The 24,884-nt window shown below is 74.2% G+C and carries 20 protein-coding genes; 11 read left to right on the top strand and 9 right to left on the bottom strand.

All coding sequences use genetic code 11. The features are described from left to right. The first annotated feature begins 225 nt into the window (after positions 1–225). The gene (locus tag ACWGB8_RS28930; protein ID WP_452216564.1) at positions 226–732 is read left to right on the top strand and encodes a DinB family protein; all 507 of its coding nucleotides are present in this window, start codon (positions 226–228) and stop codon (positions 730–732) included. Between the two features lie 273 nt (positions 733–1,005). On the opposite strand, the gene ACWGB8_RS28935 is transcribed toward ACWGB8_RS28930, so the two are convergent. Continuing rightward, on the bottom strand, positions 1,006–1,812 hold the full coding sequence (locus tag ACWGB8_RS28935; RefSeq protein WP_452216565.1) for a response regulator: 807 nt from the start codon (positions 1,810–1,812) through the stop codon (positions 1,006–1,008). Further along, the gene (locus tag ACWGB8_RS28940; RefSeq protein WP_452216566.1) at positions 1,809–2,999 is read right to left on the bottom strand and encodes a sensor histidine kinase; all 1,191 of its coding nucleotides are present in this window, start codon (positions 2,997–2,999) and stop codon (positions 1,809–1,811) included. Before ACWGB8_RS28940 ends, ACWGB8_RS28935 begins: the two co-directional genes overlap by 4 nt. Before the next feature lie 402 nt (positions 3,000–3,401). Between ACWGB8_RS28940 and ACWGB8_RS28945 the strand changes: the two genes are divergently transcribed. Further along, complete coding sequence (locus ACWGB8_RS28945) at positions 3,402–4,775, top strand: tannase/feruloyl esterase family alpha/beta hydrolase (RefSeq protein WP_452216567.1); 1,374 nt, start codon at positions 3,402–3,404, stop codon at positions 4,773–4,775. A 129-nt stretch (positions 4,776–4,904) separates the two neighbouring features. On the opposite strand, the gene ACWGB8_RS28950 is transcribed toward ACWGB8_RS28945, so the two are convergent. Both ACWGB8_RS28950 and ACWGB8_RS28955 read right to left on the bottom strand, forming a co-directional pair. Then, positions 4,905–5,720, bottom strand: a complete 816-nt coding sequence (locus ACWGB8_RS28950; protein WP_452216568.1) for a class I SAM-dependent methyltransferase — start codon at positions 5,718–5,720, stop codon at positions 4,905–4,907. A 173-nt stretch (positions 5,721–5,893) separates the two neighbouring features. Continuing rightward, complete coding sequence (locus tag ACWGB8_RS28955) at positions 5,894–6,514, bottom strand: DJ-1/PfpI family protein (RefSeq protein ID WP_452216569.1); 621 nt, start codon at positions 6,512–6,514, stop codon at positions 5,894–5,896. A 352-nt stretch (positions 6,515–6,866) separates the two neighbouring features. Here ACWGB8_RS28955 and ACWGB8_RS28960 point away from each other — a divergent pair, with 352 nt between their 5' ends. Beyond that, complete coding sequence (locus tag ACWGB8_RS28960) at positions 6,867–9,011, top strand: ATP-binding cassette domain-containing protein (RefSeq protein WP_452216570.1); 2,145 nt, start codon at positions 6,867–6,869, stop codon at positions 9,009–9,011. A 454-nt stretch (positions 9,012–9,465) separates the two neighbouring features. Beyond that, positions 9,466–10,359 carry a spherulation-specific family 4 protein gene (locus tag ACWGB8_RS28965; protein ID WP_452216571.1) on the top strand — a complete coding sequence of 298 codons (894 nt, stop codon included), beginning with the start codon at positions 9,466–9,468 and terminating at the stop codon, positions 10,357–10,359. 636 nt (positions 10,360–10,995) lie between these two features. On the opposite strand, the gene fabV is transcribed toward ACWGB8_RS28965, so the two are convergent. Beyond that, the gene (gene fabV, locus ACWGB8_RS28970; protein ID WP_452216572.1) at positions 10,996–12,195 is read right to left on the bottom strand and encodes an enoyl-[acyl-carrier-protein] reductase FabV; all 1,200 of its coding nucleotides are present in this window, start codon (positions 12,193–12,195) and stop codon (positions 10,996–10,998) included. A gap of 331 nt (positions 12,196–12,526) precedes the next feature. Here fabV and ACWGB8_RS28975 point away from each other — a divergent pair, with 331 nt between their 5' ends. Next, positions 12,527–13,081, top strand: a complete 555-nt coding sequence (locus ACWGB8_RS28975; protein ID WP_452216573.1) for a GNAT family N-acetyltransferase — start codon at positions 12,527–12,529, stop codon at positions 13,079–13,081. A 96-nt stretch (positions 13,082–13,177) separates the two neighbouring features. Here ACWGB8_RS28975 and ACWGB8_RS28980 read toward each other — a convergent pair whose 3' ends face one another. Next, a complete protein-coding gene (locus ACWGB8_RS28980) occupies positions 13,178–13,822 on the bottom strand; it encodes an NADPH-dependent F420 reductase (RefSeq protein ID WP_452216574.1) in 645 nt (214 codons plus the stop codon). A 653-nt stretch (positions 13,823–14,475) separates the two neighbouring features. Here ACWGB8_RS28980 and ACWGB8_RS28985 point away from each other — a divergent pair. The 4 genes from ACWGB8_RS28985 (at position 14,476) to ACWGB8_RS29000 (ending at position 17,083) form a co-directional block, all read left to right on the top strand. Further along, positions 14,476–14,829, top strand: coding sequence for a hypothetical protein (locus ACWGB8_RS28985; protein WP_452216575.1), 354 nt, complete (start codon positions 14,476–14,478; stop codon positions 14,827–14,829). Positions 14,830–15,075: 246 nt separating this feature from the next. Then, positions 15,076–15,750 (top strand): hypothetical protein, encoded by a 675-nt coding sequence (locus ACWGB8_RS28990; RefSeq protein WP_452216576.1) that lies wholly within the window; start codon positions 15,076–15,078, stop codon positions 15,748–15,750. Positions 15,751–15,844: 94 nt separating this feature from the next. Beyond that, entirely contained in the window at positions 15,845–16,537 is a 693-nt protein-coding gene (locus ACWGB8_RS28995; protein ID WP_452216577.1) for a TetR/AcrR family transcriptional regulator, read from the top strand. 42 nt (positions 16,538–16,579) lie between these two features. Beyond that, positions 16,580–17,083 carry a DUF1877 family protein gene (locus tag ACWGB8_RS29000; protein WP_452216578.1) on the top strand — a complete coding sequence of 168 codons (504 nt, stop codon included), beginning with the start codon at positions 16,580–16,582 and terminating at the stop codon, positions 17,081–17,083. Between the two features lie 66 nt (positions 17,084–17,149). Here ACWGB8_RS29000 and ACWGB8_RS29005 read toward each other — a convergent pair whose 3' ends face one another. Both ACWGB8_RS29005 and ACWGB8_RS29010 read right to left on the bottom strand, forming a co-directional pair. Further along, positions 17,150–18,562, bottom strand: coding sequence for an NAD(P)/FAD-dependent oxidoreductase (locus ACWGB8_RS29005; RefSeq protein ID WP_452216579.1), 1,413 nt, complete (start codon positions 18,560–18,562; stop codon positions 17,150–17,152). A gap of 210 nt (positions 18,563–18,772) precedes the next feature. Then, the gene (locus tag ACWGB8_RS29010; RefSeq protein ID WP_452216580.1) at positions 18,773–20,803 is read right to left on the bottom strand and encodes an acyl-CoA dehydrogenase family protein; all 2,031 of its coding nucleotides are present in this window, start codon (positions 20,801–20,803) and stop codon (positions 18,773–18,775) included. Positions 20,804–21,106: 303 nt separating this feature from the next. On the opposite strand from ACWGB8_RS29010, the gene ACWGB8_RS29015 reads away from it, so the two are divergent. After that, entirely contained in the window at positions 21,107–21,976 is an 870-nt protein-coding gene (locus ACWGB8_RS29015) for a hypothetical protein (RefSeq protein ID WP_452216581.1), read from the top strand. Between the two features lie 150 nt (positions 21,977–22,126). On the opposite strand, the gene ACWGB8_RS29020 is transcribed toward ACWGB8_RS29015, so the two are convergent. Next, on the bottom strand, positions 22,127–23,587 hold the full coding sequence (locus ACWGB8_RS29020) for an amino acid permease (protein ID WP_452216582.1): 1,461 nt from the start codon (positions 23,585–23,587) through the stop codon (positions 22,127–22,129). Between the two features lie 290 nt (positions 23,588–23,877). Between ACWGB8_RS29020 and ACWGB8_RS29025 the strand changes: the two genes are divergently transcribed. Beyond that, positions 23,878–24,702, top strand: a complete 825-nt coding sequence (locus tag ACWGB8_RS29025; RefSeq protein WP_452216583.1) for a hypothetical protein — start codon at positions 23,878–23,880, stop codon at positions 24,700–24,702. Positions 24,703–24,884 lie beyond the last annotated feature (182 nt).

Consider the following 24,884-nt stretch of genomic DNA (forward strand, 5'->3'; position numbering starts at 1 on the left):
GGGGCCGGCCCGGGGCCCTCCCAACCGGGCCCCCGTCCGGGTTCGTACTACGGGGGGCCCCCGGCGGCCCCGCCCGCCACAAAGGCCCCGCACGGGCCCGATGTCGTACGCCCTGCGGCGGTCGAATCCGCAGCGGGCGAGGAGAGCAGGTCGCGCGCGGTGAGGGAACGAGCCGGTCGAAAAGCGTTCGACACCGGGTGCGGTGATCGGGGACACTTCGCGCCGATGACCAGAATCGATGACACGCCGTCCGCATGGGACGAGCGCACCCAGCTCACCACCTTCCTCGACTACGCCCGTGGCACCGCCCGCGCCAAGTGCGACGGCGTCTCCCCGGAGAACGCCCGCAAGGCGCTCCTGCCAGGATCGCCGCTGATGACCATGAGCGGGCTGATCAACCACCTTCGCTGGGTGGAGTACTACTGGTTCCAGGTGGTCTTCCTCGGCGAGGAGGACGAGGGGCCCTGGACCGAGGAGGACCCCGACCGCGAGATGCGCATCGCCGTCGACGTCCCGCTCGGCCGATTGCTCGACGAGTACGCCGAACAGAGCGCCCGCTACCGCGAACTGGTCGCCGCGAACGGCCTCGACACCCGCGCCGAGCGCACCGTCCGCGACGGCCTCCAGGTCGACCTGCGCTGGATCCTCCTCCACCTCACCGAGGAGACGGCCCGCCACAACGGCCACTTGGACATCCTGCGCGAACTGCTCGACGGTACGACCGGCGCCTGATCGGATCGCCCCGGAGCGGTCCCGTACGGCGAGCATCCCTCGCCGAGGTGCCGCCTCGGACGCCGCTCGGTCCCGTCCGGTGCGCCCGCACCCCGAACGGCGAGAGGTGATCCGTCGGGCCCGCTTCGGAACGTGTTCTGCTGACGGGCCCGACGGCGGGCGGCGGTGTGCGGTGGTGTGCGGCGGTCGTTGATCCGGTGGGGCCGCGTACCGGCGGGCCGGCGGCGGCCACCCCCTGGACGAGCGGGCTGATTTCGCCGCGACGGCCGACCCCTACAACAGGCCCTGGTCGTGGGCGTAGAGCGCTGCCTGGGTCCGGTCGCGCAGGTGCAGCCGAGTGAGGATCCGCGAGATGTGGTTCTTCACCGTGCCCTCGCTCAGGTGCAGCCGACCGGCAATCTCGCGGTTGGTGGCTCCGGTGGCAATGAGTCTCAGGACCTCGGTCTCCCGGCCGGAGAGGCCGGCGGGCCGGTCGGGTGCGGGTTGGCCTGGTGCCGGCCGACCGCCTGGGGCGGACGTCGGGTGGGGCGGGGTGGGGGTTGCCGAGGACGATGCCAGCCGGCCGCCGTCGCTCGGCGTCAGAGGTGTTCGCGGCGCCGCCGACGTGGGCGGTGCCACGGCCACCTCGGCGGCCAGTCTCGCCAGGACCGTGGCGTCGAGCTGGGCGACCCCGGCGTGCACGAGTCGGACGGCACGGGCGAGTTCGGCGGCCGGCAGGTTCTTCAGCAGGTAGCCGACCGCTCCTGCCTTCAGAGCCCCCGCCACGTACGCGCGGTCGTCGAAGGTCGTCAGCATCATCACCCGGCACGACGGGATCCTGCCGGCGAACGCCTCGGCGGTCGCGATGCCGTCCATCCCCGGCATCCGGACGTCCACCAGGGCGACGTCCGGGCGGACCTCGACGGCCGCCTCCAGCGCCTCCCGACCGTCGCGGGCAGTGGCGACCACCGCGATGCCGGGCTGGATGGCCAGCAGGGAGGCGATGCCCTCGCGAACCAACTCCTGGTCGTCGACGACCAGGACGCGCACCGTCGCCTCCCCTCCCGGCGGCGGGCCCCCATGCGACTGCTCCCCGGTCATCCGGCCACCACCTCGGCGGGTACCGGTATTCGGCAGGGCACCGTCACGGTGACGGTCACGCCGGCGCCCGGGCGGCCGACGATCGCGACCCGTCCGCCGAGCAGTTCGATCCGTTCGCGCATCCCCCGTATGCCGTTGCCCGGGTTGCTCCCGGTGGGGGAGCCGACCCTGCCGTTCGACGAGATGGCGTCGTCGGGAAGGCCCCGTCCGTCATCGGCGACGGTCAGCCGGGCCTCGTCCGCACCGAGGTCGAGACCGATGTGGATCCGGGCCGGACGGCCGTGTCGACGGGCGTTGGTCAGTGCCTCCTGCGCCGCGCGGTACAACGCGGTCCGGGTGCCGGTGTCGTAGCGCTGCTCGTCACCGGTGAGGTCGAGGACGACCGTGAGCCGGTCGTCGCCGAGATGGCGTACCAGGTCGGTCAGGGATCGGGTGAGGGAGAACGGACGGGCGTCGCGCAACGCGCTGACCGACTCCCGTACTTCCGTCAGCGCCCGGCCGGCGGACCACCGGGCATCGGCGACCGCCCGCGCGGAGGCCTCCGCATCCAACGTACGGAACGCCTCTGCCTTCTCCAACTGCACCGCCACGGCCGTCAGATGGTGGCCGACACTGTCGTGGATCTCGCGGGCGACCCGGTTCCGTTCCTCCGTCGCGGACAACTCGGCCACCCGCTCCGCGTACCGGGCGAGTTCGGCCGCCGTCCGCTCCAGGCGCTCCCGTGCCTGCTGCTCACCGACCGCCACCGCGGCCATCGAGAGTGCGAGTGCGAGACCGAGGGCGAACATCAGCAGGTCCGAGACGTACTCGCTGCGGCCCCACCAACCGGGCACCCAGTAGCTGTAGCCGGTGACGAGCAGTGCCACGCAGCCCAGGCCGGAGAGCAGCGCCGCCCGTCGGCCGAGGGCGAAGTACACGGTGAAGGGCACCAGGACGAACAGCGCCCGGGACACCCCCGATCCGTCCAGTGCCGCGGCACCGGCGTACAGCACCGCCCTGGCCACCAGCGGAACCAGCGGGCGGCCCAGCAGCCCGCGCCGGTCCAGGTGCTCCAGGCCGAGGAGGAGCAGCACCAGTCCGGCGAAGGCGGCCGTGCGCACGGCCCGGATCGGACCCTCCGCCACCGACGCGTGGTAGACACCGCCGAGCAGCACCGCGGCGTACAGCACCGGCGGCACCCACGGCACCGGCCGTTCCGCCGCGGGACCTATCGCCGCAGACCGCGCCTCCTCCGAACGTGCCGTCCCGCGTGCCCGGCCGTCCGACGGCGCGAGCGCCGGTGGGTCCGGCGCCACGAGTGCCGCGGGGTCACCGCCACCGAGCGCTTCCCTCCCCGGCACCGCTTCGTCCGCTCCCATCCCGCTCCTCCTCTCCTCGTCGCTACGGCGCCGCACGATACCGGCGGTGGCCGGCCCGGCGGGCTGTCAGGACGAGGCTAGAACGGACAGTGGCCGCAGGTCATGTGCCGTTCGGCAGGGTTCTCCCGATGAATTCGGCGAGGAATACCTGCCGTTCGGCACTCGTGTCGACCCGCGGACGCGACCTAGCGTCGGCGGTACACCACGGACCGCCCAGAGGAGTGCGAAACCATGATCCGACGACACCGCCGCCGCGGCCTTCTCGCCGTGCTCGTCCCGGCGCTGGTGACCGCCGCCCTCGTCCCGGCCGTCGACGCCGGCGCGGCCACGGGTGCCGGCTGCCGGGCCGAAAGACTGCGGGTGCCCGGCGCGGAGCGGACGATCGGGGTGTGCCTGGACGACCTGACCACCGCCGCCACCGTCGCCTCGGGCCACACCGACCCGGCCGACTGGGCGGGCCTGCAGGCGCCCGGCGCGGTCAACCCGTCGGGAGTGCCCGGCATCCAGATCGACGGCTACTTCCCGGACACTTCCACGACCAACACCCTCCACGGCTGGAACCACGACAGCCAGTTCGTCATCCGGCTGCCCCGGAACTGGAACGGCGGCCTGGTCGTGGCCGGGCCGCCCGGAGTGCGCCGCCAGTACGCGAACGACCGGATCATCAGCGACCAGGTGCTCGCCAAGGGCTTCGCCTACGCGGCCACCGACAAGGGCAACACCGGCCCCCAGCTCTACCAGGACGGTGACCGGCCGGGTGACGCGATCCTCGAATGGCACCGACGGGTCGCCCAACTCACTGTCGCGGCGAAGGCCGTGGCAGCCAGGCACTACGGCCGCCCACCCGTGCACACCTACGCCGCCGGGCTGTCGGCCGCCGGCTACCTGGTGCGCTGGCAACTGGAGCACTACCCGGCGCTCTACTCCGGAGGGCTGGACTGGAACGGGTTGCTGCTCACCCGCGAGGCGCCCAACCTCCTGACCAACCTGCCGCCGGCGCTGCGGGCCTACCCGCGCCACCTCGCCGGCGAACCCGGGGCGCGCGAGGCCATGTACGCCGCCGGATACCCCCGGGGATCCGAACCGCTGTGGGACGTCCACTACCGCACCCAGTGGGACTCGCTCCAGCGCGTGATCCGTGAGGAACTGGACCCGGAGTACGACGGACCGCTCCAGGCCGGCACGCCGTTCTGCCGCGAAGGGACGGGCAGCGGCTGCGACACCGACTACGACTACGCCGCCCGACCCGAAAGCGTGCACCAGGCGGTCGAACGGGTCTCGCTCACCGGCCGGATCACCCGACCGCTGATCACCCTTCAGGGCACCCTCGACGTGCTGCTGCCGATCAGCCGCACCGGCGACGTGTACAGCACCATGGTCACGGGCGCGGGCCGCAGCGCTTTGCACCGGTACTACCGGATACCCGGCGGCACGCACACCGACGGCCTCCAGCCGGTCGCCCCCGACCTGGTGAGGCCCATGCAGCCCTGCTTCACGGCCGCGTTCGACGCTCTGGTCGCCTGGACCCAGCACGGCGTCAGGCCCCCGGCCGGCGGCACGGTCCCGGAGCCGGCTCCCGGCCAGACGGGTTCCTGCAGCCTCTGACCGGTACGGCCGGTGACCGCGTAGTCGGAACGGTGGGCGGACGCCCGGAGGCTCCGGGCGCCCGCCGCCGAACGGGTGCACGGGGGAGCAGCCTGCCGCGGTCGGACGGTCGGCCCCGCGCACCCCCGGTCAGGCGCGGCGGGCGAGGAGGAGGTCGCCGAGATGGAGCATGTCGATGCCGCCGCCGTGGGCGTCGAGTACCTCCGCGGTCTCGGCCAGGGCCCGTTCGAGCCGATCGGGCGGCAGGACGCGGTAGGTGGAGACGGAGGTGAGGAAGCCCAGGTAGCGTTCGGTGTCGTACCGGACCTCCTGGCGGAAGCGGTGGCCGCGTAGGTCGGTGAAGCGGCCGTCGCGGCGGCACCCGGGCTCCGGCCAGTAGTCCTCCTCCCCGCTGCCCGGCTCGGCGCCGTACGCGGAGGCCGGGGCGCAGTGCGGCGAACTGGCAATGCCGTGGCGGCGGTCGACCGCGGCCAACTCCTCGTACAGGGAGGCGTCCAGGACTCCGTGCGGGTTCCAGAACAAGGCGACGGCGCCGCCGGGTTCGAGCGCGGCGTGGACCAGGTCCCACCGGCGCCGGGGGTCCAGCCAGTGCCAGGACGTGGCGGCGTACAGCAGGCCGAAGCGCCGGCTCTCCGGGGCCCACTCCTCGAAGCCGCCGACCTCGACCCGCACCCGGGGGTACGCCGCGGTGTTGCGGCGCAGCACGGCGGCCATCAGCGGATCGGGTTCGACGCAGGTGAGCGGGATCCCGTGCGCGGCGAACAGCACGGTGGCCTTGCCGGTCCCCGCGCCGACCTCCAGTGCTGCCCGGTCGCCCAGCTCGGCGTAGGCCAGGACCTCCGTGACCAGCGCGTCGGCGTACCCGGGGCGGGCGGCGTCGTACACCTCGGCCACCGCGCCGAACACCTGGCTCCGCGTCCTGTCGACCCGCTCGGCGGATTCCATCAGCACCCTCCCCGTTCCCGTCCCTGCGCCCGGTCGGCCCGCGTCCGTGCTCGGGTCCGCCCGGCGGCCGGTCACCCTACCCGTCCCGGACGTGCACGAGCCACCGCATTCCGCGCTGCCGCCCGCTCCGCCAGGCCGCGATCCGGCAGTGATCCGGTGGGGCCGCCCGGGGCTCACCCCAGGGTGCGGGCCCGTTCGAGGACCTCGGCCGGGGCCTTGGCGACCGAGCCGCTGTCGAACGGCGGCTGCGGGTCGTACTCGGTGTAGAGCTGGATCGCCTGCGCGGTGACGTCGTCGGTGAGCAGGGCGGCCAGCTGGACGGCCATGTCGATGCCGGAGGACACCCCGGCCGAGGTGATCAACCGGTCGTGCCGGACCACCCGTTCGGGGGTGTAGGTGGCGCCGTACGACTCCAGGTCGGCCGCCGCCGCCCAGTGGGTGGTGGCGGTCAGGCCCTTGAGCAGTCCGGCCGCGCCGAGCACCAGAGCGCCGGTGCAGACCGAGGTGGTGAAGCGGCTGCCGGCGTGCATCCGGCGCACCCAGTCCAGGAAGTCGGGGTCGGCGACCATGGCCTGGAAGCTGCCCCCGCCCGGGATCAGCAGAACGTCGCAGCGCTCCACCTCGGAGTACCGGGTCGGGATGTGCACGGGCAGCGAGCCCAGGACGTCCTGCACCAGGCCGGGTTCGGCGGTGACGAACCGCACGGTGGCGCCGGGGACGTACCCGAGGATCTCGTAGGGGCCGATAGCGTCGAGCGGCTCGAAGTCGTCGAAGAGCGGGATCACGATGTCCATGCGGCGCAGCCTATCCACCGTCAGGCCGCGGCCGGGTCGGTGAGCCGGCGACCGAGGGTGGCGTCGCGCGGTCGGGCGTCGCGTGAGTGGACCGTCCGCGTGATCGTCATCCAGCAACTCGCCGACCACGACACCGATTTACCCGAATCGAGTGAGCCGGCCGCCGACACGCCGAGACACCCCTCCAGCCGCTGACAGGATCGGGGCCGCAGCAACGACCCACCCCTCCGCGGGCCGCCACCGGGCGCCCTGCTCCTCGCGCACGCCCTCGACCGGCCGCCCGCGCTCCTGACCCGGGCGCGGCCACCCGGCCGGTCCGGCCTGCCCGCAACCGCTGATCGAAGGAGACGCCGTGACCCCCCACAGCCCTCGCCACCCCGAACAGCAACCGCCCGCCGACCCCGCCCGGCCCACCGATCCCGCCCGGCCCACCGATCCCGCCCGGCCCACCGATCCCGCCGAGTCGCCCGAGCCGCCCACCGACCCCGTGGCGCCCACCGAGCCCGCCGACCCCGCCCGGCCCACCGATCCCGCCTCGCCCACCGCCCCCTCCCCCGACCCCGCCCAACCGGAGCCGCACAGCGAGGAGTTCCGCGCCCGGATCGCCGGCGACAAGCGCCTGGAGGCGGGATCCGCGCTCTCCAGCACCGCCATGGTGCGCCGGATGCCCCAGCTGGTCCGCCGCGCCCTCGCCCTCGCCTGGGCCGCCGACGCCCGCGCCACCGTCCTGCTGCTGGTCTGCCAGCTCGCGTCCGGCGTGTTCGGCGCGCTCGCCCTCCACCTCACCGCCGGCGCCCTCGACACGCTTCTCGCCCCTGGCCCCGTCCGCCGCCACCTCGTCGACGCCGCACCGTACTTGGGCGTCCTCGCCGGGTCCGCCGCACTGCGTGCCGTCCTCGGCATCGCCGTCACCGCCCTCGCCGGCCGGGTCGCGCCGCGGATCAACCGCGAGGCCGACCTCGCGCTGCTCGCTGCCGGCTGCTCGGCCGAACTGCGGGCCTACGACGAGCCCGCGTTCAATGAGCACTGGGAGTCAGCCGATCGCGGTGCTGCGACCACGCCCGACCTGCTGACCAACGCTCAGGACGTCATCGCGTCCGCCGTCTCGCTGCTTGCCGCCGCCTCGGTGCTCGCCACCCTGCACCCCTGGCTGGTCCCGTTCCTGCTGCTCGGCTCCGTGCCCACCGGCATCGCCGCCGTGCGCACCGCCCGCATCCACTACCTGGCCGCCACGACGACCGGGGAGGAGCGTATCGCCCTGCGGATCTATCGGTGGTATCTGATCGACAAGGGGCGCGCCGACCAGGTCCGCTCCGACCAGGTCACCCCGTTCCTGGTGGGCAAGTACCGGCAGGCCGAGGCCAGGATCGCCGCCGTCACCGACCGCGCCACCCGCGACGCCGCCCGCGTCTCAGTGTGCGCCGCGGTCGGCACCGGCGCCGGTTCCGCGCTGATCTGGGGGACGCTGCTGCTGCTCGTCTCCACCGGGCGCATCGACCTCGCCGCCGCCGGGGCGGCCACCTTCGCGCTGCGGACCGCCGCGTCAGGCGTCCAGGGCGTCGTCGGCAACGGGGCGCGGCTCTACCGCACGGGCCTCTACCTGGACGACTACTTCTCCTTCCTGGACGAGGCGGGCGGCCACCGCATCCGCCGCGGCACGACCGTCCCGCCCGCACCGACGACCATCGAGGCCAGGAACCTGCGCTACGCCTACCCGGGCGAGCAGCAGGAGCCCGCGCTGCGCGGGATCGACCTCACGCTGCACGCCGGCGAGGTCGTCGCGGTGATCGGCCAGAACGGCAGCGGCAAGTCCACGCTGCTGAAGCTCCTGGCGGGGCTGTACCTGCCGCAGCCGGGCGGCGGCACCCTCACCTGGGACGGCGTACCCGCCGAGGAGTTGGACGCCGAGGGGCTGTGGCGGCGGGTGGCGCGCGTCCCGCAGGAGTTCGCCCGCTGGCCCCTCCCGGCGGTCGAGAACATCCACCTCGGCCACCACGACGGCGAGCCGGGCGTCGGCCACCACGACGGCGACCCGGACTCCGCCGTACGGGAGGCGGCCGCGCTCACCGGGTTCGACGAGACCGTGGCCCGGCTGCGCTCCGGCTGGCGCACCCTGCTCGCACAGGGCTGGCTCGGGGGAGCCGAACTGTCCGGCGGGGGCTGGCAGCGCGCGGCCGTCGCCCGCGCCTTCTACCGCACCGGACGGCACCCCGGTCTGCTGATCCTCGACGAGCCGACCTCCGACCTCGACCCCCGCGCCGAGCACCGGATCCTGCACGCCCTGCGCGGTTTCGCGCCCGGCCGGATCACCCTGCTCGTCACCCACAACCTGGCCAACGCGCGGCTCGCGGACCGGATCGTCGTCATGGACCGCGGCAGCATCGTGCAGGCGGGCACCTGGCACGAGCTCGCCGACCGCCCCGACGGCCTGTTCCGCGAGCTCCTCGACCTCCAGCGCGACCGCGCCCTCCCCGCTCCCCGGGCGGCAGCCGAGTAGCGCAGCCGCCCGGACCACGGCCACGGTCACGGCCGCGCACCAGGGCTTCGGATCACGGCCGCGCACCAGGGCTTCGGATCACGGCTGCGCACCACGGCCCCGGACGACGGCCACGAACCACCGACCGCTGCGGCGCCCCGGACACCACCGGGCGCCGCAGTGCCGGGGCGGATCGCTGCATAGTCCACCCCGGTGAAGCTCGGTGTGTTTCCCCGAAGTTGGCCTTCCGGGTGCGGGGCGCCCGGTAGGAATGGGGTGCCTCGGCCCGCGTCGGGCCGGGCGAGGGGTGGCGGTGCGCGGCCGGACGGCCGTGCCCGGGCCCGGCGGGGGAGCCGCCCCTCGGTGGTCGTTCGTGTGATTCCCGATTCCTCGACCTGGGGGCGCTGTGCGTTCGTTGTCCGTGCGCTTGCTGACCGTACGTTCGCTGGCCGTGCGTGTGTTGTCCGTACGTTCGTTGACCAAGACGCTGTCCGTCGCCGTGGCCGCGGCGGCCCTGGCGGCCTCCGTCTCGGAGCCCGCCGCGGGGGCCCACCCCGGGGCGGCGGGTGCCGGGTCGCGGGGCCTGGAGGTCGCGGTTCCGGCGTACGTGCTGCCGGGCGACGCCATGCTGACGGGCCTGCCCGGTACCCGTCCGGCGCCGTCGGTGGTGGTGCTCAATCCCGACAGCGGCTTCGCGCCGTTCGATGCGGCGTGGCAGGCCCAGGCCGATGCCCTGCGCACCGGGGTGACCGCCCACGGCACCCGCACCCGGGTCCTGGGCTATGTGGACACCGACCACGGCGCGCTCCCGCAGTCCGTGGTGCGGTCCAGAGTGGACAACTACCTGAGGACCGCCGACGGCAGACTGCACGTCGACGGCATCTTCTTCGACCGCTCCGGCCGGGACTGCGGCGACGGCAACGCCACCCGCGACTACTACGCGGCGCTGCGCAGCTACGTCCACGAGACGGTCTACGCGGTGTCGCCGCAGGCCCGGGAACTGGTCGTGGACAACCCGGGCACGGCGGTCGCCGACTGCTACCTGGAACCCGGCCACCGCACCGCCGACGTCTTCGTGACCTTCGAGGGCAGCGCGGCCGACTACAGCGGCGGCTGGCTGGGCGGCAACGTGTTCAGCTACACCGCCGGCTACTACTCCGGCGCCACCCTCGACCCCAGCGGCACGGCGTTCTGGCACCTCGTCTACGAGGTCCCGGACGAGGCCGCCATGCGCACCGCCCTCGACGCCGCCTACACCCGCGGCGCCGGCTACGTCTACGCCACGGACGACACCCTCCTCGTCCCCTGGGACGCCGCCCCCGCCTGGGGCTTCGCCACCGAAACCTCCTACGCCGCCACCAAGGGCTGACCCACCCCGCCGGCCCGCCGCTGTCCGCCGCCGCCCCGGCCCGCCCCGGTCGGCGGCGGACCCGCGTCCGGCGTCCGGCATCCGGCCTGCTCTTCGGGCCCGAGTTCGGCCCGTGGGACTCGGACCGCGACTTCCTGGGCCAGTTCCACGGCGAGATCCACCACCAGAACACGAGCGACGGGCTCACCGCCGAAGGTGTTCCGCTGCTGGTGGCGGCGGCCGTCGACGACCGGGTGCCCGCCCGCGAACGGAGCTGCCCAAGGCGGGGGCGCTTGCGGAGGAGCGCCGCGCGGACCCGGCCGTGGCGGGCCTGCTGCGCTTCGCGGCGCTGGTCGGCGGCGGAGCGGACCGTGTGCTCCTTCGACAGGTCGAAGCCCTCACCGCGTCGTACGGCGGGCCACCCACCGCGAGGTGCCCGTCCGCGCCCGCGCCCTGCATCTGCTCGACCAGATGCTGACCGGGGTGAGGAGGACGCTGCTCGCCCGGCGTCCTTGATCGGATGCGGGCGCGAACCCTCTGCACGTGGCGGCGCTCGTCGTGCCCGCTTCTTGGTGCCGGACCGGCAACGGGCGGTGGACGGCAGTGGGCTGTGGACGGCAGCGGGCCGGTGCCGCGCTGCCGTCCTCGGGGGCGGGGTCAGCCGATGGCCGGCCAGGGGATGTCGGTGCGGACCGGGGTGCTGTAGTCGGTTCCGGGGACGTGCCAGCCGTAGAGCCGTCCGACCTGGGCGTGGAACCAATCCGTGTCGGCGAGTTCGGCGACGGTGTCGGTGGTGGCGGCGGACCAGCGCTCGTGGACGGCCGCCTGCACCTTGTCGTCCATCTCCCAGCCGTCGAGGCGGATCCGCTGCTGCTCGTCGAGCTGCAGCGGGACCGCGCCGGTGAGCTGCTGCCAGAGGGCGGCGGCCTGCCGGTCGGTGCCCTGGAAGTCGTCGCCGAGGACGGCGCGCAGCAGGCTGGTGTAGAGGGCGATCGACGGGATGGCGGTCGAGGCCTGGGTGACGGCGGCCCCGGCGACCACGGTGTGGGCCTGCCCGCCGAGCGGGGCCAGGTCCTGCTGGAGGCGGCGCGCGGTGTCCTCCAGGTGCTGCTTGGCGGCGCCGATCGTGCCGGCCCGGTAGATCGGTGCGGTCAGCTCGGAGCCCACGTAGGAGAGCGCCACGGTGTGGAAGCCGGGGCCGATCAGGCCGCGCTCGGTCAGGGCGTCGATCCACAGCTTCCAGTCGGCGCCGCCCATGACCTGCACGGTCGCGTCGCGTTCCGCGTCGGGGGCGGGGTCGAGTTCCAGGGAGCCGACGAGCGGGCTGTCGCCGTCGAACTGCAGGGTCTTGGCCCGGTAGGCGGATCCCAGGGGCTTGATCACCGAGTGGTGGACCTCGCCGGTGGCGGGGTCGGTGCGGCGGGGCGCGGCGACGCTGTAGACCAGGTAGTCGACCTTGCCGTACCGCTCCGCGAGGAGGTCGAGGGCCTGCTCCTTGGCGGCGGTGGAGAAGGCGTCGGCGTTGAGGAAGGCGAAGTCGCTGTCCGGCCCGGCGAGTTCCGCGGTGCGGGCGGTCCGGTACCAGCCGGCGGAGGCGGTGCGGCGCTCGGTGCCGGGGGCCTCGAAGGCGATGCCGAGTCCGCGCATGCGGTGGGTGCGCAGTGCGGCGACGGTGGCGGCGAGGCCGTAGCCGGCGCTGGAGCCGATGATCAGCGCGACGGGCGCCTCGGCGTCGGCGGTGCCGACGGTCTCGGCGGCGCCCTGCCACAGCTCGTCGACGACGGCGGCGCAGCCCCCGGGGTGGGAGTTGACGTAGAGGAAGCCGCGGTTGCCGGGCTTGATCTCGCGGAGGGTCATCGCTGTCCTTCGTGCTGGGGTTCCTCGCCCCGCCGGTCCCGCGCCGCACGGCGGCTGCGTCGGGAGCGGCAGCGCCACGGGCCCGCTGCGGGCCTGCCGGAGCTCCATCCTGTCCGGTCGATCCGGACGGGGAGGTGGCGGCAGCTGCCAGCGTCGGCGGAAGAATCTTGTCGGGGTCGTACGTGTGCACGCGTACCTTCGCGCGCCGGCTCCGCGCGACGGGGCCGCAGCCGACCCGCGGCGGACCCGCGGCGGCCCCGTGGTACGGCCGTGCGCCGCGGGGCCGAAATGCCGTTGCGGAGGGTGCCCGTCCGGATGGCATGATCACGCAATGGACCACATCATCAGGGGCGTACGCAGCGAGGACTGGACGAGGATGAGGGAGCTGCGGCTGGACGCGCTGCGCGACCCGGCCGCGCCCATCGCCTTCCTGGAGACGTACGAGGACGCCGCCGCCAGACCCGACTCCTTCTGGCAGGACCGTGCGGTCGGGGCCGCGGAGGGTGTGTCCGCGCGCCAGTTCGTGGCGGAGGCCGCCGACGGGCGCTGGCTCGGTTCGGTGTCCGCCCTGGTGGAGCGGCCCGGTGGGGGAGGGGTGCTGGAGGGGGACGTGGTGACGGTGCCGCAGACCCATGTCGTCGGCGTCTTCGTCCGGCCCGAGGCGCGCGGCACCGGTATCGCGGAGGAGTTGTTCCGGGCGGCGCTGGACTGGTCGTGGTCGCTCGCCGAACCCAGGATCGAGCGGGTGCGGCTGTTCGTCCACGAGGACAACGCCCGGGCCGAGGCGTTCTACGGGAAGGTCGGCTTCGTCCGCTCGGGTGTCGAACTCCCGGTGCCCGGCGCCGGGTCGAGCAGGGAGATCGAGCTGGCGGTGCACCGGGACTGACCGCCGCGCCGATGGGGGGCGCCGTCCCGCGGGGGGTGCGAACCGCGGGACGGCGCCGGGAGGGTGCGGATACCGGGCGAGGGGCGCGGGGTGGGCTCAGGCGGCGGGCTGCTCGCGGTCGGCCGTGAGCGGGACCACCTGGACGTTGAAGGTGTGGGACCCGAGGCCGTTCGCGATGCCGATGAACAGCAGGGCGAAGTGCTCCTGGCCGCGGGCGCTGGTGATGCCGCCGATGTCCAGTTGGGACGATGCGGGCCAGCCGAGGTCGGTGAGCAGTCGGCCGGTGGCGCGCTTGGCCTCGGCGTCGTCGCCGGAGAGGAAGACGGTGCTCGGCCCGGCGAGCGCGCCCGGGTCGCTCATCGCGGTGCTGTCCATGGTGCAGAGGGTCTTGACGACGGGGGTGTCGGGGAACGCCTCCTGGATGTGCTCGGCCAGGCTGCTGTTGGGGTGGGAGAGTTCGGTGAAGTCGTCGGTGAGGCCGACGCCGACGTCGACCAGCAGCTTGCCGGCCAGCGCGGGTGCCCCGATGGAGCGGAGCAGGTCGACGGACACGTTCCCCGGGGTGGCGTTGACCAGTACCTCCGAGCGTGCCGCCGTCTCGTCCAGGCCCGCCACGGGGAAGCCGAGTCCGCCGCGTTCCTCGGGGTGGCGGGAGCCGAGGAGTACGTCGTGTCCTGCCGTGTGCCAGCCGCGGGCCAGTGCCCGGGCGACGTTTCCGGTGCCGAGAATTCCGATTCGCATGGGTGTGACGCTAACGGCCCGTCAGCAGGAGGCGGATCGGGCTGTGGTCCCGGTGGCCCGGTACCCGGGTCGTAGTCCTCCGGCCGTCGGTCTCCCCGTCGGACTGCACGTCGGACTGCCCGTCGCCCGGGACGATCGCCCGGGCGATCCCGGGTCGACCGGCCGCCCCCAGGGGCCGGGTCAGCCGCTCGCGCCGCTCCCCGCGCCCAGCCAGGCGCCGATGCGCGGCAGGGCATCGGGGCCGTTCCAAGACCTACGCCCAGCTGCCGCCCGACCCGCAGCGCACCGTCGCCGACCTCCTCGCCATCGCGGCCCGTACCCCGTGGGGCTGGCCCGCCTGGGACCCGACCGACCCCGAGGGCGAGGACCTGCGCTGCGCCTCGGTCGGCCGCCTCGCCCTGGTCTACCTGGTCGACCGCGCGGCGGGACGGCTGTACGTCGTCCACCTGGTCCACCTCGGTTGACACCCGGGTGGAGCAGTCGTAGCGATCGGCCGGCCGCGGGACAGGTGGCCGCGGGACAGGTGGCCGGGGGTGGCGTGCGCACGGGGGATTCGGGGCCCCGGCGCTCCGGATCGGCAGGCCGTGGACCGGGTCGAGCTGCGAGGATGCGAGAAGGGCTGCCGACGGAGCGGCCGGCGTCAGGAGGATGCGATGGAGCAGGAGCGCGGGAACGGGCAGTCCCGGGCGCACGGCACCAGGCTGCTGCTGGTGGCCCGGGAGAAGCCGCTGGAGCTCGTCTTCGAACCCTGGGCGAACGAGTTCGTCGTACCGGCCGGGGAGAGCGTCCTCGTCGAGTTCGGCGCCGATGACTGGCCGGTCGAGGCCGTGCACGGGGCCGACGGGATCACCTTCTACAGCGGCGGCCTGCACCCCGATGTGTTCAGTCGCGACGGTGACCCCCTGCTGGTGCTCAGCGACGTGATGCCGGTACCGGTGTGGCCCGAGACGGGCGTCGTCCCCCCGGTCGAGCCCCGCCGGACCGTCCCGTCGGCCCCGACGGCCTGACCGGTCGCACCCCTGGCACGGCGCCCTCGTGGGCTGCGGCGCCTGGGACCGAGGTGACCGTCCTCCGGGTGGTCCGCGGGCGGGTGAGCGCACACATCGAGGCGCTCCTGTCGCCCTGCATCCCGGTCCTGGATGACCCCTACCCGGGTAGGTCGTCCGCCGGTCCGTCAACTCCGTCCGACCGTCGCCGAGTAGCACCCGGAGGGTCTGTGCGCGAGCATGTGTTTATCGCATACACTTCCGTTTATGACATATACATCGGCTGTCGACGACCGTGCGCTGCGGCGGTTCACCGGGCTCGCCGGATCGGCGTTCACGGCCCTGCAGATCATCGAGGTGCCGCTCTACTTCCTCCACGACGGGGCGCCGCCCGACTCCAACGTGCTGAGCCGCATCCTGCTCAGCCTCGTCGTCCTGGTCCTGCTGCTGGCCTTCTCCACCGGGTTGCGCGAGCTGGTCCGCCGGGCCGACCCGGGCCGCGGCTGGATCGCGGACCTCGCCCACGGCGCGGCGCTGGTCTACGTCGCGGTCACCTTCGTCGCCCACTCCCTGCAGGCCGGGGAGGTCATCGAGGCCGCCGCGCCGGTCGACCCGACCATCACCGCCGAAGGCTCCTACCTGCTGTACGGCTCGATCGGGCGGATCCTCACCGCGGTCTTCCTCGCGGCCGCCGGGTACGCCGCCGTGGCGTCCGGACTGCTGCCCCGCTGGGCCGCCGGCTCGGCCTATGCCGTCGCCGTGGTCAACCTCGCCTTCGTCCCGTCCCTGTACTTCGGCAACGACACCGGGCAGTTCTTCAGCGCCAACGGCTGGGGCACCACGGCGACCATCGCCAGCCTCTACGCCTACTGGATCCTCGCCGTCGCCGCAGTCCTGCTCCGCAGGCGCAGGCCCCGCCGCTCGGCCGGACCCCGCCGCTGAGCCGCGCCACCCAGCCGGACCGCTGAGCCGCACCGCTGAGCCCCGCCACTAGACTGGGCCCGAGAGCGGCTCGGAAGAGATCGGCGGGGACGACGTGTCAGCGGACAAGAGTACGGCCGACACCTTTCGGCTCCTCTGGGAGGCCAAGGAGAGCCCCCGGGCCTCGCTGAGCGTCGGGCGGATCGTCGACACCGCCATCACCGTCGCCGACCGGGACGGCCTGGGCGCCGTCTCGATGCAGCGGGTGGCCGGTGAACTCGGCTGCACCGCGATGGCCCTGTACCGGCACGTCGCCGGGAAGGAACAGCTGGTGGCCCTGATGGCCGACAAGGCCCAGGGCCGCCCGCCCGCCGAGGCGGGCGCCGACTGGCGGACCGAGATCCTGCACTGGGCGGACGCCGCCTGGGACGGCTACCTCGCCCATCCCTGGATGCTGCGGGTGGCGACCACCGGCGCCCCCGCCGGGCCCAACGAACTGGCCTGGTTCGAGGCCCTGTTGCGTCCACTGGCCACCTCGGGGCTGGCCACGGAGGGCCTGGTGGCGACCGCGATGTTCATCTCCAGTGCGGTCCGCGACCTGGCCCGGATCTCCACCGAGATCGTGCCCGCCGGCTCCGAGTACGGGGAACTCCTGACCCGGGTCGTCCGGCCCGACCGGTTCCCGGTGCTCGCGTCCCTCCTGGAGGCGGACGGGGTGCAGGACGACGGCGACGTCAGGCCCGCCCTGGAACTCGGTCTCGGACTCCTCCTCGACGGGCTCGAAGGCCGGACGGCGCAGGGGCGCTGACGGGGCGGAGTGCCGCTGCCGCGCCTGTGCCAGGATGGCCGGGTGAGCATCGTCGTCCGCTACATCCGCCTGAAGCAGGCCGAGTCGGTGCGCGCCGCCGAGGACCCGCAGTGGCTCCGCGCCTTCGTCGACGAGGCCGAGGAGCGTGAGTCGGAGCGTCTCCTCGCCCCGGGCGACCGGCGCTGCCACGACACCGGCAAGGCGTGGGACGCGCTGCGCTTCCTGTTGGAGCGGCGCTCGTTCCCGGTCGACCTCGTCCACGGCGAGGGCGAACTGCCGGGCGCGGGCGACTGGGGCTACGGCCCGCCGAGGTACCTCGCCGCGGACCGGGTGGCGCTGGCCGCCGCCGAACTGGAGGCCGTCCCGTTCCCCGCCCTCGTCGGAGGGCTCGTCCCCGCGGACCTCGCCGAAGCCGGCGTCTACCCGGCCGGCCTGTGGAAGGACCCCCACGCCTGGGAGTTCGTCTCCGCCCACCACGCCGACCTGACCCGCTTCCTCCGCGTCACCGCCCGCTACCGCCAGGGCCTGCTGGTCCGGGCCGTGTAGGCCCCGGGCCGCCGGGCCCCCGCACCCCGGGCCCCCACATCCCCACACCCCCGGACCCCCGGGCGCTCAGCCGCGGCCCGCCACGGTGTCGGCGAGGCGGGCGAGGGGGGAGGTGCCGGGGCGGCCGGCGGTCTCCTGGCGGTCGGCCGCGTGGTAGGCGGCGTAGAGGGCGTGGACGCCGAGCCAGCGCAGCGGTTCGGGCTCCCAACGGCGGACGGTGTGGCCGACCCAGGGGAGCCGGGTCAGTTCGGTGTCGTGGCCGAGGACCAGGTCGCGCAGGGTGCGTCCGGCCAGGTTGCTGGTGGTGACGCCGCTGCCGACGTAGCCGCCCGCCCAGCCGAGCCCGGTGCGGCGGTCGAGGTCGACGGTGGCGCACCAGTCACGCGGCACGCCGAGGACCCCGGCCCAGGCGTGGTCGATCCGGGCACCGGCCGCGCCGGGGAAGAACGCGTCGAGGATCGCCCGGAGTTGGCGGACGGTGGCCGGCTGGGTGGTGCCGTCGGAGTCGGTGCGCGAGCCGAAGCGGTACGGCACGCCGCGCCCGCCGAGCGCGATCCGGTCGTCGGCGGTGCGCTGCGCGTACATGTAGGCGTGCGCGAAGTCGCCGAGCACCTCCCGGCCCTGCCAGCCGCACTGCTCCCAGAAGGACGGCGGCAGCGGTTCGGTGGCGATCATCGCGGAGTTCATCGGCAGCCAGGTGCGCCGTTCGCCGCCGAGCCCGGCGGTGAACCCCTCGGTGGCGCGCAGCACGTGGTCGGCGGTGACGGTGCCGTGCGCCGTGACGGCGCGGGCGCGGCGGCCGGCTCCGGCGGGGCGGACGGCGGTGACCGGGCTCCCCTCGTGGATGCGCACGCCGAGGTCGGCGACGACCCGGGCCAGTCCGCGGGCCAGTTTCGCGGGCTGGATCCGGGCGCCGTACGGGGTCCAGGTGCCGCCGAGGGTGCCGGAGATCCGGATCCGGTCGTCGGTCTCGCGGGCGGTCAGCCGGTGGATGCGGTCGGGGCCGTAGGCGGCCTCGGCGGCGGCGAAGTCGTCCAGGCGGGCGAGTTGGGCGGGGGTGCGGGCGACTTCGAGGACACCGCCGCGGACGATGCCGGCCTCGATGCCCTCGGCCTCGGCGGTGTCGGCGACCTCGCCGACGGCCCGGTCCATGACCCGCTGCATCGCGGCGGCCGGGCCGGCGCCGTACCGGCGGGCGAAGGCGGAGCGTCCGGCGAAGCCGTTGTACAGCCAGCCGCCGTTGCGCCCGGAGGCGCCGTAGCCGCAGAACCGGGCCTCCAGCAGGGTGATCCGCAGTCCGGGGTCCGCCTTCTTGAGGTGGTACGCCGTCCAGAGCCCGGTGTAGCCGCCGCCGACGATGCAGACGTCGGCGTCGGCGTCGCCCGCGAGGGCCGGCCGTGCTGCGGGCAGCCCGCTCTCCGCGTACCAGAACGACACTCCGCCGTTGACGGCCGGGGTGTCCTCGCCGTTGCGCGTCACCGGTACCTGCTCTCGCTCGTCGATCTTCGCGGTCCTCCCGGACGCTACGCCCGCCGTCCGGCCCGGGCCACCGTCACGCTGGCAGGATCGGCGCGGCCGTCCCTGCACTCTGTCAGGCAGGGGCAGGGGCAGGGGCGGGAGCAGGGGCGGGGCACCCGGGCGCACCGGCGGCGGCCACCGGAGAGTGGCCGCCGACCGGTCGAGCCGGTGTCAGGCCGCCGGGGCGGCCGGGGCGATGCCGACGGCGGGCAGGGTGGCGCTCACGGTCAGCGCGGTGCTCGTGGGCAGCGAGGGGCTCACGGGCAGGACGGGCGCCGTGGCTACCGCAGGCCTCGCGGGCACGGCCGGGCGGGCGGCCACCGCGGGCGTCGTCGGCACAAGCACGGCCGGGGCCGCGGCCACCTCGGGGGCGGTGAACGCCTCCTGGTAGGCGGGGCCGGCGATCGGGTACCGGGCGAGGAAGGCCTCGGGCAGGTCGAAGGCGTCGACGAGGGTGAGGCCGTGCTCGGCGAGCCGGGCGATGGCCTGTTCCCGCAGGTCGGGCAGGTCCCGCAGCTGCTCGGGGGTCAGCGCGCCCGCGGTCAGCAGCAGGACGGCGTGGCCTTCCAGGCGGCGCAGGGTGAAGAGCAGGTGCAGGTCGAGCAGCAGGCTGCGGGCGGTCGGGTCCTGTGCGGAGTGGGCCCAGGCGAGGAGGGCCGTGGCGGCGGTGGTTTCGGCGCGGGCGGTCGCGGCGGCGAGGGCGTCGGGGGCCGCGGAGTTCCACCGCCGCTGGCTGTCCCCGGCGGGGGCTGCGCGCAGGCGGGTCCGGGCGGCGGCGAGGGCCAGCTGGTGGGCGGAGTGCAGCAGCGCCTGGCGGGTGGCGGGGGAGCCGAGGGGGCCGTCGAGGTCGGTGGGGCGGGCCTCGGGCTCGGCCTGGAGCAGCAGTTCGGCGCCGGTCTTGGCCCAGAGCGCGACGTTGTCGCCCTCGGCGGTGATCGAGCCCTCGACGTCGGCGGCCAGGGTGACGAGCCCGTTGACCGGCAGCAGCCCCTGCGCCCCGCAGCGTTCGCGGCATTCGGCGATGACCTCGCGGGCCCGCCAGGTGGTCCAGCCCTTGGCGAGGGCGACCTGGAGTTCGGCGGCGGCCACCGCGTCCGGGTCGGTGGTGTCGTGGCCGACCCACTGGGCGAGTGCCGTCCGGTGCAGGGCGGTCATGGCGTAGGTGGTGGCGAGGGCGTCCAGCAGCGGGCCGTGGTGGGTGCGGTGGGACCAGACGGGCACCTGGCGGTCGGCGCGGGAGCCGGTGACGTGGCGGTGGTGCGCGTAGCGGACGGCGGTGGCGAGGGCGGTGCGGGCGTTGCCGACCGCGACGGCGCTCATGCACAGCTTGCCGGTGGTGACGCGGCCGATGGCGGTGAGGAACCGCTTCCGTTTGCTGCCGAGCGCACTGGTCACGGTGCCGTCGTCGGCGAGGTGCCCGTGCCGGCCGGTGAGCATGGCCTCGTGCGGCAGGACGACGTGGTCGAAGGAGGTCAGGCAGTGGTCCACCGGGGTGCCCGGCCGTAGCGGCAGCGGGTGGACCCCGATCCCGGGCAGGGTGCCGCGGGCGTCGGTGAGCGGGACGAGGAAGAGGAAGATGCCCTGGTCGCGTCCGTCGACGAGGAGCCGGGCGGCGACCACGGCGGACTTCGGGCCGCCGGCCGGGCCGGTGTTCGGCATGAACTTCCGGGCGCCGGGGTTCGGTGTGTGCAGGGTGAAGGTGCGGTCGGTGCGGTCGTAGACGGCGACGGTCTCCAGGGCCTGGGCGTCGTTGCCGTGGGCGAGTTCGGTGCAGAGGAAGGTGCCGATCCGCTCCATCCGCAGGTAGTCGTCGAGCGGGAGCCTGCCGGGTGCGTCCTGGTCGAGGAGGCTGCCGAGGAAGAGGTTGTAGTGGACGCCCGCGGCGAGCGTCATGGCTCCGTCGACCGGGGTGAGCCACTCGTGGAGCGCGGCGAGCTGCCGTGGGTCGGTGACCACCGCGACCGGGTCGACGGACGCGTTGACCCGGCGCAGCCGCTCGTACGACGAGGCGATCCGCTGCTCGACGGTGCCCTCGGCCGGTCGGTGCAGCAGGGGGTCGGCTGCCCTGGCCCGCCAATTTCGGTGGACGGTCCCGTGGTCGGAGCCATAGAGCAGACGGGTGAGTTCGGCCGTGATGGCCGGCCGGCAGGGGGAGGCCTGCGGCCGGACAGGGGAGACACGGCGGTACGGATCGGATGTCATGCCTTGGTTCATTGGCACATGTCGGCCGAAATAACGCTCATGTGATCAACGTCACTGATTGGGTAGCGGATTCCGGGAACCCGGACGCGGTCGACCCGGTGGCGCCGCGCCCCGGTCGGACGGCCCCGAGCTGCGGGTCTTCGACGCGAACCGCGGGTGCCCCGCCCGCGTCCCAGTGGACGCGGGCTCCCGGTGGTCCGTGGACGTACGGCAGCGGCCCGGTCGGGGGACGGAGTCGGTGGGCCGCCGCGCACGGTCCGCACCGCCGCCGCCCACCCACTCGATCGAGCGGAAGGACCCCCCTTGCCCAGCACCCCACCCGGCACCGCGGTCGTACTGCGATCCGCAGCCGTTCCCGGCCGCGTCCTCGCCGCGCTGGCCGCCCTCGCCGCGGCGCTCGTCGCCGCGTTCGTCGAAGCGCCCCGCACCCTCGCGTCGACCGGGTCGAGCGCCTTCGCCGACCGCAGCGACCTCGCCGACGCCGTCCGGCGGTCGTTCGTCGCCCACTGGAGCAGCGGCGGCCGGGAGCTGTCCCCGGACCTCGCGAACGTCGTCGACTACTGGAGCCGCTACCACGTGGCCAAGGCCGTGATCGCCGCGGTCCTGCTGGTGGTGCTGGCCGTGCTCGCCCGCGTGCTGTGGCGGGGGTTCCTGGGGGCCGGGGGCCGCGGGGCGGGCGGCAGGGCCGCCCTCGCCTCGGCCGCCGTCCTCGTCACGGGGCTCGCGCTGTTCGCCCTGGTGGTGGTGATGGCCAACGTCCAGGGCGCGGTGGCGCCGTACGCCTCGCTGCTGCCGATTCTGGCGGTGGGTGCGGCCGACGGGGAGCTCGCCGGCACGCTCGACCAGGTCCGGCAGCGGCTGGCCGAGTCGCAGAGCGGCGGCGGGGCCCCGGACGCGCTCGCCGTGATGGTCGGTGACTTCGCGCGGTACCACGTGGCGATGGCCGTGATCGCCGCGGTCGTGGCGCTCGCCCTCGGTGCGGCGAGCGCGGTGGCGTGGCGCAGGTTCGCGCGGACCGGCAGGCAGGACCGGCGGGCGAGGCGCCTGCTGGCCTCGGCCGGTGCGGTGTCGGCCCTGCTGGCGGCGGCCGTCGCCGTCGTCGCCGTGGCCAACACGACCACCGCGGCGGACTCCGCCCCAGCGCTCCTGGCCTTCTTCGAGGGCGGTTGGTGACGCGCCGCCGGGTGTGACGGGCCACTCGGCCCGGTCCGGCAAGATCGGCCGGACCGGGCCCAGGCAGTCCGACCGGAACGCGCCGGGCCCCGGCGGGAGGTGTCCCGCCGGGGCCCGGTGTGCGGTCGGCCGCGCGGGCCGGCCGGTGCGTCAGCCCTGACGCGCCTCTGCGGTCGCCTTGACCCGGGCGCGGACCAGGAACCAGCCGCCGACCAGCGCGGCCGCGATCAGCGGGAGGCAGGCGACGGTGGTGCGGCCGACGCCGCCGTCCATCCACATGAGGACCACCACGGAGGCCAGGAAGCCCAGGGTGACGATCTGCGTGTACGGGGCCCAGGGCAGCTGGTAGCCGGGTCGGGTGAGCCGGCCGTCCTTGGCGTTGCGCCAGAACAGCAGCGAGCAGATCATGATCATGGCCCAGGTGCCGAGGATCCCGATCGAGGCGAAGTTGATGACCAGCTCGAAGGCCTCGCCCGGCATGACGTAGTTGAGGACCACGCCGAGCACGCCGAACGCCGCGGTCAGCAGGATGCCGCCGTACGGGACGCCGCCCTTGTTCATCACGCCGGTGAACTTCGGCGCCGAGCCGGACATCGACATCGAGCGCAGGATGCGGCCGGTGGAGTACAGGCCGGAGTTCAGGCTGGAGAGCGCGGCGGTGAGGACGACCAGGTTCATCACGCCGGCCGCACCGGGGACGCCCAGCTTGTCGAAGACGGTGACGAACGGGCTCTGGCCCTTGGTGTACGCGGTGTACGGGAGCAGCAGGGCCAGCAGCACGACCGAGCCGACGTAGAACAGGCCGACGCGCCACATGATCGAGTTGATCGCCTTGGGCATGATCTTCTCGGGGTGCTCGGTCTCACCGGCGGCGACGCCGCACAGCTCGACGGAGGCGTAGGCGAAGACGACGCCCTGGACGAGCAGCAGCATCGGCATCACGCCGCTGGGGAAGATGCCGCCGTTGTCGGTGATGGTGGACAGACCGGGGGTGTGGCCGCCGACCTCGTGCTGGGTGACCACCAGGTAGATGCCGACCAGCATGAAGGCGACCAGCGCCGCGACCTTGATGATCGCGAACCAGAACTCCATCTCGCCGAAGTACTTCACCGAGATCAGGTTGGCCGTGAGGACGACCGCGAGGGCGATCAGCGCGAGGATCCACTGCGGGACGCTGCTGAACATCGCCCAGAAGTGCGCGTACGTGGCGGCGGCCGTGATGTCGGCGATGGCCGTGGTCGCCCAGTTGAGGAAGTACAGCCAGCCTGCCGTGTAGGCGCCCTTCTCGCCCATGAACTCGCGGGCGTAGGAGACGAAGGCGCCGGAGGACGGCCGGTACAGCACCAGCTCGCCGAGCGCGCGCACCACGAAGAAGGCGAAGACACCGCAGACCGCGTACGCGATGAAGAGGGAGGGGCCCGCGTTGGCCATGCGGCCACCGGCACCCAGGAAGAGCCCGGTGCCGATCGCGCCGCCGATGGCGATCATGTTGACGTGGCGGGACTTCAGGTCCTTGCGGTACCCGGCGTCACCGGCGTCGACGTGCGGGGACGGGGTTGCCGTCGCCCCGGTGGCGAGCGGGTCGGCCGCAGTCAGCGTGCGGTCACTCATGGAGTTGTTTCGCCTTCGTGAGGGGAGGGGTGTCCTGCTTCGCCCGGCACGTCGGTGAGATGGGTGGTCACAGCGGCGCGGGCCTGACGGGACATCCTGGCGGCAGGTCGGGCGGCTTGGCAGTGGCCAATGTCACGTTCGGGGTGGATTTGCGCGAGATTTGAGCTTTCTCGCCCGATTCCTGTCGGGGCGGCCCCCGGAGTGTGGAGGAGGGGTGCGGATTCGGTCGCGGTCGGCCCCTGTGGCAAGCTCGTCCGGCACTGATCGCACTCCGGGGGACTCCCATCACCATGCACCGCACCACCGCGCTAGCCGCCGCCGCGGCAGCCATCGCACTCACCGCCCTGACCGGCTGCAACGGCGACGGTGCCGGCTCGGCCGCGTCCACCGCGTCCCCGAGCCCGGTGGCCTCCACCGCCGGCCCCTCGGTTACCGCGACCGCGACCACGACCGCCGAGCCCACCGCGACCACGGCGAGCAGCCCGACCGCGACCGCCGTGCCCGGCGCCTTCGACCCCGCCGAGGCCCTGGCCGCCGAGCGGGCCCCGTACTCCGCCCTGATGACCGCCATCACCGAGGTCGCCGACACCGAGACGCTCACCATGACGGGCCGGATCAACCTCGGCGGAGCCTTCACCGGCCGGATCGAGCTGCGCACCGGCGACGCGATTCCGGAGGGGCAGCGCATCCACATGGAGTCGGTGATGACCGAGACCTCCCTCTACAGCCGCGACCTGTCGAAGCCCGGCAGCTCCTGGATCAAGGTGCCCAAGTCCGCCGACAACGACCAGGCCGACTACGCCAAGTACGCCAAGCTGCTCCTCGCCACCGGGCCCGCGGCCCGCAAGGGCATGGAGGACGTCGACGGGACCCCCGCCTACCACCTGGCCGCCCGGGTCGAGCTGGATCAGATCGCCGGCATCGACCCGCGCACCCACCGCTCGATGCAGGGCAAGGGCGTCACCGTCTTCGACTGCGAGCAGTGGATCGACAGCCAGGGCCGCACGCTCCGCTTCGAACAGCGGATGACCATGCGCGGCGTGCAGGGCGAGAACACGGTCACCTTCACCGAGTTCGGCAAGCCCGTGCCCGTCACCGCGCCCGCGAAGGGCTGAGCCGGCGGCGCAGGTCCGCCCTCCCCCGGACGCAGCAGGGCCGTCCCCCGACATGGCAGTGCCGCGGCCGGCGACGGGGGGGCCGGGCCCCGGACCGGGGCCTGCCGCCGGGGCACCCCGGGGTGTACGCCGGCCCCGTGCCCCCCGTGTAGCGGCGGGCGCCCCGGCCCCGCCCCGGGGTT

This window comes from Kitasatospora sp. NPDC054939, from assembly GCF_053610105.1.